General features: G+C 69.4%; 14 protein-coding genes. 6 read left to right on the forward strand and 8 right to left on the reverse strand.

Going from position 1 to position 18615, the window contains the following annotated elements:
- Nucleotides 1-10: 10 nt before the first annotated feature.
- Nucleotides 11-511 (reverse strand): cupin domain-containing protein, encoded by a 501-nt coding sequence (locus O3W51_RS13935; protein WP_138354236.1) that lies wholly within the window; start codon nucleotides 509-511, stop codon nucleotides 11-13.
- Between the two features lie 158 nt (nucleotides 512-669).
- Nucleotides 670-4629 carry a discoidin domain-containing protein gene (locus tag O3W51_RS13940; protein ID WP_198357664.1) on the reverse strand — a complete coding sequence of 1320 codons (3960 nt, stop codon included), beginning with the start codon at nucleotides 4627-4629 and terminating at the stop codon, nucleotides 670-672.
- 472 nt (nucleotides 4630-5101) lie between these two features.
- Between O3W51_RS13940 and O3W51_RS13945 the strand changes: the two genes are divergently transcribed.
- The gene (locus O3W51_RS13945; RefSeq protein ID WP_138354235.1) at nucleotides 5102-6787 is read left to right on the forward strand and encodes a discoidin domain-containing protein; all 1686 of its coding nucleotides are present in this window, start codon (nucleotides 5102-5104) and stop codon (nucleotides 6785-6787) included.
- Nucleotides 6788-6873: 86 nt separating this feature from the next.
- Here O3W51_RS13945 and O3W51_RS13950 read toward each other — a convergent pair whose 3' ends face one another.
- On the reverse strand, nucleotides 6874-7620 hold the full coding sequence (locus O3W51_RS13950; RefSeq protein ID WP_138354234.1) for an SRPBCC family protein: 747 nt from the start codon (nucleotides 7618-7620) through the stop codon (nucleotides 6874-6876).
- A gap of 27 nt (nucleotides 7621-7647) precedes the next feature.
- Complete coding sequence (locus O3W51_RS13955; protein WP_138354233.1) at nucleotides 7648-8307, reverse strand: ArsR/SmtB family transcription factor; 660 nt, start codon at nucleotides 8305-8307, stop codon at nucleotides 7648-7650.
- 105 nt (nucleotides 8308-8412) lie between these two features.
- Here O3W51_RS13955 and O3W51_RS13960 point away from each other — a divergent pair, with 105 nt between their 5' ends.
- The 3 genes from O3W51_RS13960 to O3W51_RS13970 all read left to right on the forward strand — a co-directional run bounded on the left by O3W51_RS13960 (nucleotide 8413) and on the right by O3W51_RS13970 (nucleotide 12100).
- Complete coding sequence (locus O3W51_RS13960; protein ID WP_138354232.1) at nucleotides 8413-9321, forward strand: LysR family transcriptional regulator; 909 nt, start codon at nucleotides 8413-8415, stop codon at nucleotides 9319-9321.
- Nucleotides 9322-9416: 95 nt separating this feature from the next.
- Complete coding sequence (locus tag O3W51_RS13965; RefSeq protein WP_269285978.1) at nucleotides 9417-11438, forward strand: NADPH-dependent 2,4-dienoyl-CoA reductase; 2022 nt, start codon at nucleotides 9417-9419, stop codon at nucleotides 11436-11438.
- A 104-nt stretch (nucleotides 11439-11542) separates the two neighbouring features.
- A complete protein-coding gene (locus O3W51_RS13970) occupies nucleotides 11543-12100 on the forward strand; it encodes a PadR family transcriptional regulator (protein WP_138354230.1) in 558 nt (185 codons plus the stop codon).
- Between the two features lie 228 nt (nucleotides 12101-12328).
- Here O3W51_RS13970 and O3W51_RS13975 read toward each other — a convergent pair whose 3' ends face one another.
- From O3W51_RS13975 to O3W51_RS13985, 3 genes are all read right to left on the reverse strand, one after another.
- Nucleotides 12329-13723, reverse strand: a complete 1395-nt coding sequence (locus O3W51_RS13975; RefSeq protein WP_269285981.1) for a DUF1254 domain-containing protein — start codon at nucleotides 13721-13723, stop codon at nucleotides 12329-12331.
- Between the two features lie 156 nt (nucleotides 13724-13879).
- On the reverse strand, nucleotides 13880-15142 hold the full coding sequence (locus O3W51_RS13980; RefSeq protein WP_187145131.1) for a serine hydrolase domain-containing protein: 1263 nt from the start codon (nucleotides 15140-15142) through the stop codon (nucleotides 13880-13882).
- Between the two features lie 541 nt (nucleotides 15143-15683).
- Nucleotides 15684-15944, reverse strand: coding sequence for a UBP-type zinc finger domain-containing protein (locus O3W51_RS13985; protein WP_138354227.1), 261 nt, complete (start codon nucleotides 15942-15944; stop codon nucleotides 15684-15686).
- A gap of 68 nt (nucleotides 15945-16012) precedes the next feature.
- Here O3W51_RS13985 and O3W51_RS13990 point away from each other — a divergent pair, with 68 nt between their 5' ends.
- Nucleotides 16013-17611: a Na+/H+ antiporter gene (locus O3W51_RS13990; protein WP_164293468.1), complete on the forward strand. Its 1599-nt coding sequence runs from the start codon at nucleotides 16013-16015 to the stop codon at nucleotides 17609-17611.
- 49 nt (nucleotides 17612-17660) lie between these two features.
- Here the strand turns inward: O3W51_RS13990 and O3W51_RS13995 are convergent, their stop codons facing one another.
- Entirely contained in the window at nucleotides 17661-17933 is a 273-nt protein-coding gene (locus O3W51_RS13995; protein ID WP_138354225.1) for a GlsB/YeaQ/YmgE family stress response membrane protein, read from the reverse strand.
- A gap of 165 nt (nucleotides 17934-18098) precedes the next feature.
- On the opposite strand from O3W51_RS13995, the gene O3W51_RS14000 reads away from it, so the two are divergent.
- Nucleotides 18099-18569 carry an SLATT domain-containing protein gene (locus tag O3W51_RS14000; RefSeq protein ID WP_244809593.1) on the forward strand — a complete coding sequence of 157 codons (471 nt, stop codon included), beginning with the start codon at nucleotides 18099-18101 and terminating at the stop codon, nucleotides 18567-18569.
- Nucleotides 18570-18615: the final 46 nt, after the last annotated feature.

The raw sequence follows: 18615 nt of genomic DNA on the forward strand, positions 1-18615 counted from the left end.
CGGACAGTCCCTAGCGGGTGGGCTCCTCCTCGTCGACGAAGAAACTGTCGTGCCGGACCAGGAAGTCCGCGAACTCCTGGCCGCCGCGCTGCGCCATCTCCGCGACCCGCTCGAAGTACTCCTCGCGTGGAGCGCCGGGGGAGAAGAGCAGCAGCATGGACGAGGGCTCGTCGGAGTCGTTCTTGAACGCGTGCAGCCCGCCGACCGGGACGTACAGGAAGTCACCGGCGCCGGCCGTGATCCATTTCTCGCCGTTGTACAGGCCCACTTCGCCGGAGAGCACGAAGAAGGACTCCGAGATCGACTTGTGGAAGTGAGTCTTCGGGCCGGGCGACTTCGGGCCCATGTCCACCTTGTAGAGCCCGAACTCACCCCCCGTGGTGGCGTGCGTCGCGAGGTAGTGGGTGCGGTTCCCCGAGGCGGAGGTCAGTTCCGCCTCGGTGTCCGAGGGCCGGAACACCGCGTTGATCTCACCCTTGTCCCCGAGGTAGCGGGGCTCCGGGTACGACATGGTCAGCTCCTTCGAGAGTGGATCACAGCATTGTCACCCCGGAGTCCGCAGCTCCGGGGCCGGATCGCCGCAACATCCCCACCCGCACACACGAGTGCCGCCGGGAGCGGTCAGGTCTCCCGGCGGCACTCGCGTCCAGCTGACTGGCTCTCTGCTCCTTACGGGTTCTGGACGATGGTGAAGGTCGAGGTGGTGTTCTTGATGTTCTGGAAGTTGTCGCTCATCCGAAGGTTGTTGAAGGTGACGGTGCCGACGGCCGGGCCCTGGCCGGGCTCGGGCAGTTCATTGGCCCAGATGCCGTAGCCGGACTTGGCGTCGAAGGCGTCGCCGCTCTTATGGGCGCCGGTGATGGAGATGTTGGTGAAGATGGTGTCCTTCACCGGGAACTGCGGCTGTCCGCCGACATAGTTCGTCTGGAACATGATGCCGCTGTAGGTCGGATCCACGATGTCCACATCACTGACGCGGATGCCCTGGAAGATCTTCGAGGCCGAGAAGACCCAGATGGCCGGGAAGACCTGACTGCCCCAGAAGTGCCCGCCGGCCCGCACGATCGAGATGTTCTGCAGGTTGGTCGGGTCGGTGCCGAAGCCGTTCATCGGGTAGCCGAAGTCCAGCGAGCTGATCGTGATGCCCGAGTAGACCAGGGTGTCGGCGATATAGATGTTCCTGAAGGTGTTGGCGAAGCCGCCGTAGACCGCGACACCGGCGGCGCGCCAGGTCAGGATCGACGTCAGGTTCTCGAAGACGTTGTTCTTCTCGTCCGCCCCGCCGGCGTCGATGGCGGAGAAGAGCGCGAAGCTGTCGTCGCCCGTCGACCTGGCCTCGATGTTGTTGAGGTGGTTGTCCGTGCTGCCGTTCGTCATGTTGATGCCGTCGGCGAACGTGTCACGGATACGGCTGTTCGTGATGGAGATGTTGTCGGTGTTGGCGCCCCAGTACAGGCACACCGTGTGCTCGTTCCAGACGTTGTCGATGGAGATGTTGGCGACGTTGGAGAAGTCGAACACCTTGCCCGGGCCGTCGATCCGCGACGTGTAGTTCCCGAAGTAGGCGAAGCCCGAGAACGAGGAGCCGTTCGCGGAGGCCTCCGCCCGGAAACCGATGTCGGTGTTGGCCTGGGTCGAGGGCGCGTTGAACCGGGTGAACCAGGGACCGGCGCCGACCACCTTCACAGCCTTGCCGTACACCTGGAACTTGCTGGCCGTCTGGTACTCGCCCGGGGGCAGGTAGACGCCGACCAGGGTGCCCGTGGTGTCCATCCGGACCTTGTCGAGCGCGTTCTGGACGTCCTGATGCGTGACGCCCGCCGGCACCGTGTACTTGGCGGGGTCCGGGTTGGCGATAGCGGTGGCCTGCTCGAGGTTGATGAAGTCGATCGCGTAGGTGCTGGTGTTGGCGGCATCCTTCTGGAGCTTGATCTTCGCTCCGGCCGGGACGGTCGTCCCGAGCATGATGTTGGCCTCGTCGTAGATGTGCCGCGGGCCGCCGGCGCCGGGCGAGTTGCCGGGACCTGTCTCGTTGCCGTACAGCCAGGCGTACTTGGACGTCAGGTCGATGGCCTTGAGGAAGCTGCCGTTGACGTAGATGTCCAGGGTGGAGTTGATGCCGTCGCCGCCCGCGGCGTCCGGGATGGAGAAGCGGGTGACCAGGGTGTTGGTGCTGGCCTTGGTGGTGAACTCGACGGATGAGCCGGTCGAGTTCAGGGTGACGGCCTTGCGGCCGGATGCCTCGCCGGCCACGTCGCCGACGGTCCGGTTCGGTCCGACGACTGCCGCGCCGCCACCGAGGACGCCGTCCTCGGCCTCGTACATGTCGTACGGCATGTTGGCGCCGCGTCCGACGAACAGCGACTGGGTGCTGGTGTTGTTGGCCTGCTTGACCGGCAGCTCGTTGGCGTCGTTGGCCAGGACGGTTTTGACGCTGTACTTGCCGTTGCCGGCCGTCCACGTGCCCAGGTTGACCGGGCTCGCCGTGGCGCCGGCCGCGATCGCCCCGTTGTACGCCCCGGTCAGCGTCTTGACGACGGATCCGGACGTGGTGTCGGTGACCGTCAGGGTGATGCCGTGGGCGCCGCTCGCGGAGGCCACGGTGCCCTGGTTCTTGATGGCCACGGAGAAGGTCACCGTGTTGCCGGCCGCCGGGTTGCCCGGGGTCCAGCTGACGGGCGACGCGATCAGGTCGGAGCTGGCCACCGGGGTGACGACCAGCGGGCTCGGGCTGCTGAAGCTGTTGTTCGCCTCGTTCTGCTCGATGACCGTGTTGGCCTCGTCGACCTTGGCGCTCAGCGGGTAGGAGCCCGCGTTGCGTACGCCGATGTTGGCGGAGACGGTGGCGGACGCCCCGGCCGCGAGTGCGGCCACCGGCGCGGTACCGGCGAGCGTGGTGCCGAGGTAGAGGTTGACGTTGGTCGCGCCGGCGGCCGCGGGGCCGATGTTCTTGACCGTCGCGGACAGTGTGATCGGGTCCGTCTCGACCGGCGAGGCGGGCGAGGCGGTGAGTGCCGACACGGTCAGGTCCGGGTTGGGAGCCGGTGTGCCGATCACCTGGAACTCGGCGACCTGGCCGCCGCCCGCGCCGGAGTTGGATGTGATCTTGAGCTGGACGTCCGCGACCCGTCCGCCGACCGGGATCGTCACCGTGTTGCCCGAGGCCGGGTTGAACGTGTAGACGGTCGGTGAGGTCAGGCTGGTGAAGGTCGAGGAGCTCTGCTCACGTCCGAGGACCTGGATGGTCTGGGTGCGCGTCGACCAGGCGCCGTCAGGGTTGAGCTTCACCACGACCGAGTTGACGTCGGCGTTGGAGCCCAGTGCGACGGTCAGCGTGTTCGGGTAGCTGCCGCCGTTCGCCTCCCAGTAGGTCGCCACGTTGTTGTCGTTCGCGTTCGTGGCGACGAAGTTCTGGATGGTGGACGAGGCGGTGATGTCCTTGCCGACCGCCAGGTTCGAGCCGCCGCCACCGGTCCCCGTGCGGGTGACGGTGTTGCTGTTGCCGGACTCGTTGCCGGCCGCGTCCTTGGCCTTGACGTAGTAGGCCACGGTCGCGGAGTCGGGCTGGCTGTCGGTGTAGGTGAGTACGTTTCCGGCCACGCTGGTGCGCAGCACGTTGTTGGCGTACACGTCGTAGCCGGTGACGCCGACGTTGTCCGTCGAGGCGTTCCAGGTCAGCTTGATCTGGCCGGACGCCGGCTGTGTGTAGGCCAGGCCCGTCGGCGCGGTCGGCGCCTGCGTGTCACCCGTCGTCGGTCCGTACAGCTCGAACTCGGACAGCTGGGCCGCGGGCCAGGCGGTGTTGGCGGTGATGTTCAGCCGTACGTACCGGGTGTTGATCGTGTTGAAGTCGACCGTCACGGTGTTACCGGCGGACGGATTGAAGACATAGCCCTTGGACGCGGCGATGTCGGTGAAGGACGAGCCGTTGGTGCTGCCCTGGACCGACAGCGTCTGGGTCCTGGTCTCCCACCCGGCCGGCAGCTTCAGCACCAGCTGGTTCACGCCGACGGTGGCGCCCAGGTCGGCCTGGATCCACTGCGGGAAGGCGTTGTTGTTGCTCTCCCAGTAGCTGGCCTGGTTGCTGTCGTTGGCGTTGCCCGCCACGTAGGGGGAGTTGGAGCTGCTCGCCGTGGTGGTCTTGGAGATGGCGAGGTTGACGGTCGAGGCCGCCGCCTCCGAGACCTGCAGTTCGGAGATCTGAGCGGCCGGCTTGGCGGTGTTCGCCGTGACGGCGACGCGGACGAAACGGGTGTTGGCCGCCGGGAACGTGATCTTCACGGCGTTGCCGGAGCTGGGAGCGAAGACGTACTTGGCGGAACTGACGATCGTCTCGTAGCTCGTGCCGTCCGCGCTGCCCTGCACGGCGAGCGTCTGGGTGCGACTCGACCAGCCGGCCGGGACCTTAAGAGTCACCTGGTCAATGGTTCTGCTGCGCCCGAGGTCGACCTGCGCCCACTGCGGGAGGGCGCTGCCGTTGCCCTCCCAGTACGTGGACTGGTCACCGTCGTTGAGGTTTCCGGCCGTGCTGCCGCCGCTGGAGGCGCTGGCCGAGGCCGTCTTCCCCGCCGCCACATTGGGGGCGGCCTCGGCCGCCGCGGCCCGGAGCACCGGCCCGCCGAGAAGCATCAGACTGGCCGCGAGCGAGCCCGCGACCAGCTTGGGTATCCGCTTCGATCTCACTGCGTTCCTCTGTCTCTCGTCCGGAGTGTCAGGAATGGGGGGCGAGTGAGGCCACGGCCACGCTCTCGCCGTCGAAGTTGCGGAGAATGGTAAGGAATGAACATCACTCTGCAATGAATTTGCGTTGGGTTAGCAGAGTGTTACAGACGTGCTACAGCCACGTCTACGCCCCCGCAAGATCGGCTTGTGGGTGTCCGGAACCGAGTGGTCCGGCAGGGACCGGTGGGGCGGTCGAGGGGTAAACGCTGGACGGAATGCTGCACTCCACCCGTTGCGAGCTGCAAGTGGGCCTAATTTGCAGATCTCTTCACATATATTGCTCATCCTGCGTGCTCTATTGCGGCAGTGTTTCGCCGTGGCTACGATCTGCCGCTGACCGGTCAACGGCGCGCAACCGTGCACAACGGGAGGAGTCCACATGGGGATCTCACGCCGGGTGTTCATCGGATCGGTGACGGCGGGAGTCGCCCTCGGCGCCCTGCCGGCCACCGGGACGCTCGGGGCGGCGGCCGTTGCCGCGAGCCCTCCAGGAGACGTGGTCGGGAAGATCACCGTCGGCTATCAGGGCTGGTTCGCCGCCCCCGGTGACGGAGCGCCCATCAACGGCTGGTGGCACTGGAGCCAGAACTGGTCCCAGCCGCCGTCCCCGTCCAACAACGCGATCAGGGCATGGCCCGACATGCGGGACTACACGGGCGCCTACCGGACCGCCTACGGCAACCTCGGCAACGGGCAGCCCGCGACGCTCTTCTCCTCCTACGACCAGCAGACGGTCAACGCCCACTTCCTGTCGATGCGGCAGAACGGCTGTGACACCGCGGCCCTGCAGCGGTTCAACCCGAACGGCGGCGAGGGCGCCACCCGCGACGCGATGGCCGTCAAGGTCAGGGCTGCCGCGGAGGCCAACGACCGCAAGTTCTACGTGATGTACGACGTCAGCGGCTGGGCGAACATGCAGCCGGAGATCAAGGCCGACTGGACCGCCAAGATGTCGGCGCTGACGTCCTCCGCCGCGTACGCGCGGCAGAACGGCAAGCCGGTCGTGGGCATCTGGGGCTTCGGCTTCGCCGACGACAACCACCCCTGGTCCCCGGCGGCCTGCCTCGACGTCGTCAACTGGTTCAAGAGCCAGGGCTGTTACGTCATGGGCGGCGTCCCGACGTACTGGCGGACCGGGGTCAACGACTCAAAGCCCGGGTACCTCGACGTCTACCGCGCCTTCCACATGCTCTCCCCGTGGATGGTGGGCCGGATCGGCAACGCGGGCGACTCCGACCACTTCTACGACCTGTGCACCGTGCCCGACCAGGCCGACTGCAACGCCCACGGCATCGACTACCAACCGTGCGTGCTCCCCGGCGACGTCGGCGGACGGCAGCGGGCGCACGGCGACTTCATGTGGCGGCAGTTCTACAACGTGGTCCGGGCGGGCGCCCAGGGCATCTACATTTCGATGTTCGACGAGTACAACGAGGGCAACCAGATCGCCAAGACGGCCGAGACGTCGGCGACCGTCCCGGTCGGCTCCGGCCTGCTGGGGCTGGACGAGGACGGGACGGCCTGCTCGGCGGACTACTATCTGCGGCTCACGGCCGACGGCGGCAGAATGCTCAAGGGGCAGCTCGCGCTGACCCCGGTCCGCCCGACCGCCCCGGTCACCAGCGGCGGGCCCCCTCCCGTCGACACCAACCTGGCGCTGCACCGGCCGACGTCGGAGAGCAGCCACACGCAGGGCTACGGTTCGGGCAACGCCGTCGACGGTGACGCCAACAGCTACTGGGAGAGCGCCAACAACGCGTTCCCGCAGTGGCTCCAGGTCGATCTCGGTGCCGCGACCGGCGCCAAGCGCGTCGTTCTGTCCGTGCCGCCGGCCACCGCCTGGGGAGCCAGGACCCAGACGCTCTCCGTCCTGGGCAGCACCGACGGTTCGAACTTCGCCACGGTGGCCGGCCCGGCGGGCTACACCTTCGACCCGGCCACCGGCAACAAGGCCACCATCACCTTCGCGGCCACCGCGACCGTCCGCTATCTGCGGCTCAGCTTCACCGCCAACACGGGGTGGCCGGCCGGGCAGGTCGCCGAATTCCAGGTCTACGGGTCCTGAGGGCCGGCTGACGGCTCATCCCGGTTCCAGGTCTACGGGTCCTGAGGGCGGCTGGCGGCTCATTCCGGCGCGTTCACCGGAGGCCGTCAGGCGAACACTCCGTCGATCCAGTTCTGCCAGGTGGCTTCGGTCCCCTTCACGCCCGGTTCGGCGTCGGCGTCATGGCCGGTGCCGAACCGGTGCACCACGACACCGACCGTTCCGCCGAAGGCGTTCCTGCCGAAGAAGCGGTAGAGCGAATCGGCGGTGCGCAGGCCGATGAAGTACTGGTTGCGGTAGTCGATCACGGCGTCGACCGCGTCGGGGCCGGGCAGCCCGACCCGTACCGCGGTGCCAGCCGCCGCGTCGTCGGGCAGCCCCAGCGCCCTGCCGAGCACGGTGAACGCGTCCGGCGCACCGGACGCCGTCGGGCCCTCGACCGCGGCGTAGACCGGGGTCAGTCCGGGGAAGTGCTCGAGGTACTGCCGCAGCGTGTGCAGATAGAAGTCCGTGTGCTTGCTGGCGCCGTCGTACTGGTTGTCCCAGTCGTCGACGAAGATGCCGCTGTGCACATAGCGCACCCAGGCGCGGCCGCCCTCACGCGGTTCGATGACGTGGTCCAGCTGATTGAACGTCTGGTTCTCCACGCCCTCCGGGCTCTCCACCCGGCCGGTGAGCCGGTGCGGCGGATCCCAGGCGGTCACGGTGCCGCCGAACGGGGCCGCGCCGCCCTCGCGGTGCTCGTACTCCATCGGCCACAGCCAGCCGGCCGTACCTTCGGTGAGCGCTTCCCAGACCTGCTCGGGGGTCGCCTGGACCTCGAACTCCCGGATGATCTCGAATTCCTTGGACATGGTGACTCCTTGTACGGGTTATGCGGGCTATACGGGCTTGTCGGTGGGGGATGCGGCCGTGGTGCGTTCGTCCGCGGCGGGCAGCGACTCGGCCGGGCCGACCGCCGGCATCTTGACGGTCGGGTGGACGGCGACGACCACACGGTGGTCCCGGCCGCCCTCCGCCGACGCGTCGTGATACTTCAGAACCAGCGCGCCGACTCCGGCCGCCAGTTCCTCGATGAACGCCGCCCGGTCGGCGGCGGAGGCGAAGCGCACCTCGCCGTCCAGCGCGAAGGTCGCGAGCGGCCGGCGAGCCTTGGCCGCGCCCGTGAGCAGCGTGCCGACGTCACGCACCAGGCGCGCGGCGACCGCGAGCAGCCAGCGGGCGGAGAACTGGTCACGGGAGCGGGCCGGATCGGGCTGCACCGCGGCCAGCGCGAGCGGCGAGATCACGTACGACGCCGCCGTCGCGCGCATCATCCGCTCGGTCACATTGCCCTTCCTGCGCTCATCGACCAGCTCGATCAGGCCGTGCCGCTCCAGCGCCTTGAGGTGGTAGTTCACCTTCTGCCGGGGCAGGCCGACCCGGGCCGCAAGCATGGTCGCCGAGGCGGGCTCCATCAGCTCGGCGAGGAGCCGGGCCCTTATCGGCGCAAGCGAGACCTCGGCGGCTGCCGGGTCCTCGATCACTGTCACGTCCAACATGGCTCCAGGCTCTCACCGACAAATATTTTTGTCCAGACGTATCTTCTTGTCGGAGGAGTCCATAAGCCATGAGTCTGGACGGTGCTACTGCTAGCGTTCCGGGTTATGGAACTGCGCCAGCTGGAATACCTCGTGACGGTCACCGAAGAGGCGAGTTTCACCAAGGCCGCGGCCAAGCTCCATGTGGCGCAGCCCGGGGTGAGCGCCCAGATCCGGCAGTTGGAACGGGAGTTGGGACAGGACCTGCTGGACCGTTCCGGCCGCACGGTCCGGCCCACCGACGTGGGCGCCGCGGTGCTGCCGTACGCGCGGGCGGCGCTCGCCGCCGTCGCCGGCGCCCGGCAGGCCGTCGAAGAACTGGCCGGCCTGGTCCGCGGGCATGTCGCGGTCGGCACCGTGACCTCGCTCGGGCAGGCCGTCGACCTGGCCGGGCTGCTGGCCGACTTCCATCACAGCCACCCCGCGGTGGAGATCGGCCTCATCGAGGACACCTCGGACAACCTGCTCCAGGCGCTGCTCACCGGGCGGCTGGACGTTGCGGTCGTCAGCCTGGCGGGCGAGCTCCCGCCGGGGATCGGGGTGCAGGTCGTCGTCGACGAGCCGTTCGTCGTCGCCGTCGCCCCCGGCGATCCGCTGGCCGCCCGGACCTCGATCACGCTCGACGCCCTCGCCGGCCGTCCCCTGATGTGCCTGCCGCGCGGCACCGGGCTGCGCACCGTGGTCGACCTCGCCTGTGCGGCGGCGGGCTTCCGGCCGCGGATCGCGTTCGAGGCGGCGGATCCCACCGTCCTCGCGCAGTTCGCCATCCGGGGGCTGGGCGTGGCGATCCTGCCCGAGTCGCTCGCCCGTTCCTACCCGGGTGAACTGCACGCGGTGAACCTGGTCCGGCCGAAGCTGCGCGGGCGCCTCGCCCTCGCCTGGCGCGCGGAGGGGCCGTCGGGCCCGGCGGCCCGCGCCCTGGTCCGGCAGGCCCGCGCCGCGCTGCCGGAGCGGACGGAGGATGCTCCCGCCTAGGGACTGTCGGTGGCCGCCCCCCTATGCAACTTGTTGCATAATCGGCTCGACTCGTCTAGAACTTGCGCTAAGAGTTCGCGCGAGGAGGCCCCCTGATGAGCGACTACCCCCACCTGCTGAGCCCGCTGGACCTGGGCTTCACCACCCTGCCCAACCGGGTGCTGATGGGTTCGATGCACGTCGGTCTGGAGGAGGCGCCCCGCGGCTTCGAGCGGATGGCCGAGTTCTACGCCACCCGCGCCCGTGGCGGCGTCGGCCTCATGGTCACCGGCGGGATCGCCCCCAACGACGCGGGGCGCCCGTACGAGGGCGGTGCGAAGCTGACGACGGAGGCCGAGGCGGAGCAGCACACCGCGGTGACCGCGGCCGTGCACCGCGAGGGCGCGAAGATCGCGATGCAGATCCTGCACTTCGGCCGGTACGCGCACCATGCCGATCTCGTCGCGCCCAGCGCCCTCCAGGCGCCCATCAGCGGCTTCACCCCCCACGCGCTGACCGAGGACGAGGTCGAGCAGACCGTCGAGGACTTCGTACGGGCGGCCGCGCTCGCGCAGCTCGCCGGCTACGACGGCGTCGAGATCATGGGGTCCGAGGGATATCTGCTCAACGAGTTCATCGCGGCACCCACCAACCAGCGGCAGGACCGCTGGGGCGGCGAGTACCGGAACCGGATCCGCTTCCCGGTCGAGATCGTGCGCCGGGTCCGCGAGCGGGTCGGCCCGGACTTCATCCTCATCTACCGGCTCTCGATGCTCGACCTCATACCGGGCGGATCCACCCTCGCGGAAGTGATCACTCTCGCCCAGGAGATCGAGGCGGCCGGCGCGACCATCATCAACACCGGCATCGGTTGGCACGAAGCACGTATCCCGACGATCGCGACCTCCGTCCCGCGCGGCGCCTTCACCTGGGTGACGAAGAAGGTCATGGGCTCCGTGGGCATCCCCCTGGTGACCAGCAACCGGATCAACACCCCTGAACTGGCAGAGCAGTTGCTCGCCGAAGGCTGCGCGGACATGGTGTCGCTGGCCCGCCCGCTGCTGGCCGACCCCGACTTCGTCGCCAAGGCCCGGCGCGGGCAGTCGGCCACCATCAACACCTGCATCGGGTGCAACCAGGCCTGCCTGGACCACACGTTCAGCGGGAAGATCACGTCCTGCCTGGTCAACCCCCGCGCCTGCAACGAGACCGAGCTGATCCTGCAGCCGACCAGGCGCCGCAAGAGCGTCGGGGTGGTCGGCGCGGGGCCGGCCGGACTCGCCTTCGCGGTCTCGGCCGCCGAACGCGGGCACGCGGTCACCCTCTTCGACGGCGCGACCGAGATCGGCGGACAGCTCAACATCGCCCGCAAGGTCCCGGGCAAGGAGGAGTTCAACGAGACGCTGCGCTACTACCGCGAGCAGCTGGAGCTCCACGGCGTCGACGTCCGGCTGAAGACCACCGTCACCGTCGACACCCTCACCGCCGAAGGGTTCGACGAGATCGTGCTCGCCACCGGCGTCGTCCCCCGCACCCCGGACATCGAGGGAGTCGGCCACCCCAGCGTCCTCAGCTACCTGGACGTGCTGCGCGACGGGGCCCACGTCGGGCAGTCCGTCGCGATCCTCGGCGCCGGCGGTATCGGCTTCGACGTGGCGGAGTTCCTCAGCGACGGCGGCGACGCGGCGAGCCTCGACCCCGAGGCGTTCTTCCGCCAGTGGGGGATCGACCCCGGCTACGAGACGCGGGGCGGAGTGCGCAAGCCCGAGCGGGCCACCTCGCCGCGCAGCCTGCACCTGTTGCAGCGCAAGGAGAGCAAGGTCGGCGCGGGGCTGGGCAAGACCACCGGCTGGATCCACCGCACCGAACTGCGGCACCGCGGCGTCACGATGGTCGCCGGCGCCACCTACCACAGCATCGACGACGCCGGCCTCCATGTGACGGTCGACGGCAGGAGCGAGGTCCTCGGCGTCGACACCGTCGTGCTCTGCACCGGCCAGGAGCCGCGCCGAGACCTGTACGAGGCGCTGCGCGAGGCGGGGCACTCGGCGCACCTCATCGGCGGCGCCGACGTCGCCGCCGAACTCGACGCGAAGCGCGCGATCCGCCAGGGCACCGAGCTGGCGGCGGCGCTCTGACGGCGCGCCGGCGGCGCCGATCCTAGGATGCCTCCCAGTACGTCCATCGTCCGGCCGGGATGCCCCGGCCGGACGACCGGGTCCCAGAGAGGCGCCGTAAGACCATGTCGCTGCCGCACGCCATCCTCACCGCTCTGCTGGAGAAGCCGTCCTCGGGGCTGGAGCTGACGCGTCGGTTCGACCGCTCGATCGGCTTCTTCTGGTCGGCCACCCACCAGCAGATCTACCGCGAGCTGGGAAAGCTGGAGCAGGGCGGCCTCATTCACGCACTCGCCCAGTCGCCGTCGCGTGGCCAGAAGCGCGAGTACGAGGTGCTGCCCGCGGGCCGTGCGGAACTGACCACCTGGGTGGCCACCAGCCAGGATCCCAAGCCGATCCGCGACGCCCTGCTGCTGCGCCTGCGCGCGGCGGCGGTCGTCGGCCGGGACGGCCTCGAACCCGAGCTGGAACGTCATCTCGCGGACCACCGGCGGCAGTTGGCCGAGTACACCGCGATCGAGGAACGTGACTTCGCCGCCGGGGACCCCAGCGGCGAGGACCGATTGCGGCATCTGGTGCTGCGCGCGGGGATCGGGCTGGAGACGTTCTGGATCGAGTGGCTCACCGAGTCGCTGGCGGAGTTCCGTGGGCCGGACACCGCGGACGAGGTCGACGAGGGCTGACGTCGACCACGGCCCGGTCGGGCCGTAATGATCCGGGCTGATGCCGATACACCTTCATCGTCAGCGCCGGCACCGGCCAGGTGCTCGGGCAGGAGGAGACCCTGACCACGACGGCCGGGAAGCTCAATGTGCCCATCCCCGCCGTCATCAGTTACCGGTCTTACCTGACGACCAGCTCCTCCTTCTGACGCCCTGATGGGCCTCAGCCAGGGATGCCGGTCGGAGATCTCAATCGGCGCGGATGTCGTTGAGCTTCCAGGTGTGGTCGAAGTACGGCTCCAGGGGGCCGTAGAGGCGGAAGTAGCAGAACCAGTGGCGGCCGGGGACGGTCTGTACCCAGTTGGATTCGCGGCCGGCCGAGGCCTCCGGTCCGAAGTGCAGGTCGACCGATCCGTCCTCGTTGTACTCGAGCTCGGGGTCGCGCGATCCGCGGTCGCCGCGCTCCTGTGGGTTGTCGATCAGACAGCGGGTGTCGGCGGAGTAGACCGTCGCCGACCAGAACAGCTTCGCGGGCGGGTCGGCGGGCACGCGGAGGGTGTACCGGCGGGCGCCGTCGAGCCAGCGGCCGTTCGCGTCGGTGTAGGTGCCCAGGTAGGCCTGGCCGAGCCCAGGGGTCCGGCTCTTCATGGCCGCGGAGAAGCTGACCGCCTCGTAGAACCAGGCCGTCCGCTCCAGCAGCTGGTCGTAGCCGGCGGCGCGTTGGTCGGAGCGGTCGAGCATGAGGACGAGGTCCCACTGCCGGTCGGGCCAATGGAGGGAGCCGGGGAACCGCTTGGCGAACGCGTTCGCCTGCGCCATCAGCTCGCCGGCCGCCGAAGCCTCGGTGAGAATGCGTGTCATCCGCTCGTCCGGGGTGAAGAGCTTGTCCTGCTCGATGCCCAGCTGCCGGAGCATGGCGAGGAAGAAGCGGTCGCGTTCGTCGACGATCTCGGACTGGTAGATCTCGTGCAGCCGCTCCCAGTACTCCAGCCCCCTCGGCTGGACACCGGACCACGTCCGGCCGGCAGGCGATAGCACTCTGGTCGGCGGGGGCGCGTCGCGGTGCGCGTAGGGGTAGAGCCCTACGGCGTCCACCAGCTGCTGGGCCTGCGCGGCGTCGGTCCCCAGGGTGCGGAAGCCGAACATCACGTTCATGCCCGTCGCGGTGAGGACGTGGTAGCCGTCGGCGTCGTCGGGCACCTCCTGGCCCGGGGGGACGATGAGATAGCGCCCGCCCTCGCCCTGGTCGGGGCCCATCTCACCCATCGCGCCGATCTCGCGCTGCCAGAAGTCGGACACGCCGCCCGCCGTGGGCCCGGCCGGCAGGTCCACCACGAGCGGTCCGGTGATGCCGAGGTCGATGAAGCCGAGGACGTAGGGAGTGGTGGCGTTGGCGGTCAGCAGGCCCAGCCGGTCGCGATAGCTCTCGTAGTGGACCAGATCGCTGGGTCCCGCCCCGAACTCGTCGGTGTGCACCCGCTGCCACTGCGCGTACGAGACCAGGGGCAGCGCCCACAGATACGCCTGGGTGGCCATCTGGTGGTCGAGCTCGTCGAAGACGATGCCGAGGTCTTCGCGGCGCGGGAGCTCACCGTCCATGACTACGGAGCCGAGCCGTCCTGGGTGGGCCGCAGGCGTGTCCATGGACCGAGCCTAGGGGCGGAATCCGCAGGTCGCAGCCGGAGCCCGCGCCCACCCCGGCGCGCCTGAACGGCCCGGTCCCGAACCCGGTCCCGGTCCCGGTCCCGGTCCCGGTCCCGGTCACGCCGTCGCGTGACCGGGACCAGGACCGGTGTGCCGTCAGAAGCCCGTGGTCCGGGCGAGGGTGGTCCGGAAAGCGGTGGCGGGTGATGCGGTGGTCGGGGAGGTGGCGGAAGAGGACGGGCAGAACTCCGGCACCACGGGAGCGACCGGGCTCTCGACCCAGTCCGCGTTGACGTTGGAGGACAGGCTGTGCCGCCCGTCGCGGGTGGTGGCTGCGGACGAGGAGGAACCGAAGATCCCGCCGTCATGGCCCCAGACGGTCACCCCGCAGGGCAGCCGTACGGACATCATGGCCAGGCCGTACCGGAGATCGGGGGTGTCCGGGCCGGTCGACACCGTGGTGAGCATCTCGTCGAGCTGGTGGGCGGGGAGCAGCCGGCCGCGCAGAAGAGCGCTGAAGAAGCGGTTCAGGTCCGCGGTCGTGGAGATCATCTCGCCCGCAGAGCCGGCCAGCGACGGATTGAACTCGGTGACGTCGTAGAGCCGGTCGGGTGTCTGGGCGAAGAGCACGGAGTAGGCGCGGCCGTGGCGTCCGGGAATCGTGGGCGAGGTGCCGGGAACGCTGGTCGAGCGCAGTCCCAGCGGCCGCAGGATCCGCCGTTCGATCTCCTGGGCGTAGGAATGGCCGGTCACCTTCTGCACCACCATGCCGGCGACTATGTAGTTGGTGTTGGAGTAGCTCCAGGACGTGCCCGGTGCGAAGTTCGGCGGATGGGCGAGGGCGATCGCGACGATCTGCTGCGGCCGGTATGTCTCATAGCGGTGGTCGAGGAATCCCTGACCGCCCATCCGGGTCCGGACCGCGGAGTCTTCCGTGTAGTTGAAGAGACCGCTGGTGTGGTTGAGCACCTGACGGAGCGTGATGTGCCGGCCGTCGTTGCCGTTCCCCTGGACCACGCCCGGCAGCAGCCGGTCCATCGTGTCGTCCAGGCTCAGCTTCTTCTCGGCTTCCAGCTGCAGCAGCACCGTCGCGACGAACGATTTGGTGATGCTGCCGATCCGGAACTCGTCACCGGGGCGGAACGGACGCCCGGACGACAGATCCGCGGTGCCCGCAGCACCGAACCAGGTGTCCCCGCCCACCTGCGCCTGAGCCTGTACACCGGGAGCGCCCGCCGCGACGGTGCCGTCGAGGGCGGCCTGGGTGGCGGCATGCCCGGTATGGAGCCCCGGCGCCGAGTGCGGTGCGGGGGAGGGCGCGGCCGTGGCGGCGGTCGCGGGCCCGGCCAACAGGGTCGCGCCCGCCGCGAGCGCGGCCGTCAGGCCCAGTACGCCCCGGCCGAAGTGGAGTTTCGACATGGAGTTCCTCTCCATCGGTACGGAATCCGTTGCAGTGCGCGGCTTGTGTGCCGCGTGGGGCAGGACGCCGTCGATGGCTCCACTCGTTGACAGACCCCGAATGTCACCGGCAGGATTCGGCCAACCGGTTGGCGAGTACATTTCGGCGCGCGATCCGCGGGATTAATGCGTGCCTGCGCCGTGACGTGTATCCGCAGCACGGGTTACGGGCCAGACGTCGAAATTACGCGTGTCGCCTCGCTACCGTTGTTCCACAGGCCCGGCAGGCCGCCACCCCCGTGCGAACCTGCCGGGCCTGCTGCTGTCCCAGGGCGCACCGCCCACAGCGCCGGACGAGCCCGGAGAACAGGCTCGGAGAACGGGCCCGGAGAACAGGCTCGGAGAACGGGCCCGGAGAACAGGCTCGGAGAACGGGCCCGGAGAACAGGCTCGGAGAACGGGCCCGGAGAACGGGCTCGGAGAACGGTCCGGGAGTGCGGGCCCGGAGAACCAGCCCGGACAGCGGGCCCGGGTCCCTGCCGCTGCCGCTGGATGCCGGGAATCAGACCAGGTGCAGATCGACGAAGCACCAGCTCCAGCTCTCGCCCGGCTCGAAGCTCCGCATCACCGGATGCCCGGTCTCCTCGAAATGCCCCGTGGCATGCCGGTACGGCGACGAGTCGCAGCAGCCGACATGGCCACAGACGAGACATAGCCTGAGCTGCACCGGATGGCTGCCCACGGCCAGGCACTCCAGGCAGGTGTCGCTCAGCGGAGCCGGCTCGAGGCGCGGCAGGTCGGGAACATGCGGGCACTCGCTCATGATTGCCAGGTTAGAGCGAGTGAAGAGCATTCGAAGAACGCGAACGAGATGGGAACGGGCCGAAGCTGATGGATGCCATGCCACTGCTGATGTTGATCGCGTGCAGTGCGGTGATCGCGGCCGCGGCCCGCCGCACGCCCGTGCCCGCGCCGCTGCTGCTGGTCGCCGCCGGGCTGCTCGCGTCCTATGTGCCGGGCATCCCCGACTACACCCTCGACCCGGAGATCGTGCTGCCGCTGCTGCTGCCGCCGCTCCTGCACACGGCCGCCCTCGACAGCTCCTACCTCGATCTGCGGGCCAACGCGCGGCCGGTCGCGCTGCTCTCCGTCGGCTATGTGCTGTTCGCGACGATCGCCGTCGGATACGTCGCCTATCTGGTGGTGCCCGACCTGCCGCTGACCGCCGCCCTGGTGCTGGGCGCCGTGATCGCCCCGCCCGACGCGGTCGCCGCCACCGCCATCGCGCGGCGCCTCAAGCTGCCCAACCGGATCACCACGATCCTGCAGGGCGAGTCACTGGTGAACGACGCGACCGCGATCACCGCGTACAAGGTCGCCCTGGCCGCCGTCGTGGGGGAGGGAGCCACCTGGGGCGAGGGCATCAGGGAATTCGGCGTCGCCGCGGCCGGCGGTGTCGTCGTCGGCCTCATCCTCATGGTGCCGCTGCACTGGCTGCGCACCCATCTGAAGGAGCCACTGCTCCAGAACACCCTGTCGCTGCTCATCCCGTTCGTGGCCTACGCGGCGGCCGAACGCGTCGGGGCTTCGGGGGTGCTCGCCGTCGTGGTCGTCGGGCTCTACCTGGGACACCGCTCCTGGCAGGTCGACTTCGCGACCAGGCTCCAGGAGGCGGCGGTGTGGAAGATGGTCGGCTTCATCCTGGAGTCGACGGTCTTCGCCCTCATCGGGCTGCAGTTGCGCGTGGTGCTCGGGGGGCTCGGCGAATACGGGGTGGGGGAGGCCATCTGGTACGCGTTCGCGGTCTTCGTCGTCGTGGTGGCCGCCCGCTTCGCCTGGGTCTTCCCCGCGACGTTCCTGCCTCGCAAGCTCTCGTCCCGCATCCGGGAGCGCGAACCGGACACGAACTGGACCGGGCCCGTCATCGTCGGCTGGGCCGGGATGCGCGGCGTCGTCTCGCTCGCCATCGCCTTCTCGATCCCGCTGACGATGGACAACGGCGAGGCCTTCCCTGCCCGCAACCTGGTGCTCTTCCTGACGTTCACCACCGTGATCGCCACCCTCGTCGTGCAGGGCCTCACCCTGCCGCCGCTGATCCGCTGGCTGAAGATCCCGTCCCCCGACGTACGCGCCGAGACGCTCGCCGAGGCGCAGGCCCAGAGCGAGGCCTCGGCCGCCGCGGAACGCCTGCTCAACGAACTGCTCGCCGAGGGGCGGAACGACCTGCCGCAGCCGCTCGCCGACCGGCTGCGCACCGTCATGGACCGGCGGCGCAACGCCGTGTGGGAGCGGCTGGGAGCGGTCAACGAGACCACCGGGGAGTCCGCGGACGACACCTACCGGCGGCTCGCCCGGCAGATGATCGGGGCCGAACGCGAGGTGTTCGTGGAACTGCGCGACGCCCGGCGCATCGATGACGAGATGCTCCGGACGCTGCTGCGCCGACTGGACCTGGAGGAGGCCGCCGCCTACCGCGAGGAGACGGGCTGACGGCGGCCGGGGGGCGGCGAGTGCTGCGGGTGCTGGGGTGCCGCGCAGGTCAGCGGCGTGCGCGCGAGTCGCCGAAGAAGATCCGGTAGAGGATCAGCAGGACCAGCGAGCCACCGATGGCCGCACCCCACGTGGCCAGGTCGAAGAACTGGTGCCCGACGGGCTTGTCGAGGAGGCGGGCGGAGAGCCAGCCACCGACGAACGCGCCCGCGATACCGATCAGCGTGGTGATGATGATGCCGCCGGGATCACGTCCGGGCAGCAGGACCTTGGCGATGACCCCGGCGATGAGTCCGAGGACGATCCAGGCGAGAATGCCCATGGTGCGTTCCTTCCTTTCGACGTACCACTTCCGCGGGGCCGACCCACTCCCCTCCCCGCACTGAAAGGGACGCAGCCCAGGTGCGAGGGGTTCCCGGGTGCCACTTCGGACAACGGTCTTCCCTGATGCGTTCCGCCTGCCCCGATCGCGGGGCAACATGTTCGAGTGTTGATACGCAGACGGACTCCCGCCCCGCCACCGGCTCCCGACGACCCCGTACTGGCCTACGCCCTCACGGACTTGGACTGGTACGCGCGCACTCGTGACGGCGCCCGCAGATGGCACTGGACCACCGAACTGGGCGCGCTGTCGGCGGGCTCCGCCACTGTGGTCGCGGCCGGAATCCAGGCACCCGCCGCCGTCACGGCGACCGTGGCGGGAATCGCCGTCTTCATCGGCGGGTTCCGCCAGGTCTTCAACCACACCGAGCGCTACGTGCTGGCCGCGGAGTCCTGGTCGCGGCTGCGCCCCGCCGTCGAGCGGTACCGGCTGCTGCCGGAGGACGAACGGGACGCCGACGCCCGCCGGGTGCTGGTGGAGGCGATCGAGGCCGTCTCGGCCGCGGAGATCCAGAGCTGGGCCGTCCACCGGCGTGGAGCGCGGTCGGGTTCGGACGCGGGCCCGGGAATCGTGTGAGCCCGGGTGGCGTGATCCCGGCCCGCCGGAACGGTGGTTGACGTGC

It is taken from the genome of Streptomyces sp. H39-C1 (assembly GCF_027158125.1).
GTDB classification, from domain to species: domain Bacteria; phylum Actinomycetota; class Actinomycetes; order Streptomycetales; family Streptomycetaceae; genus Actinacidiphila; species Actinacidiphila fildesensis.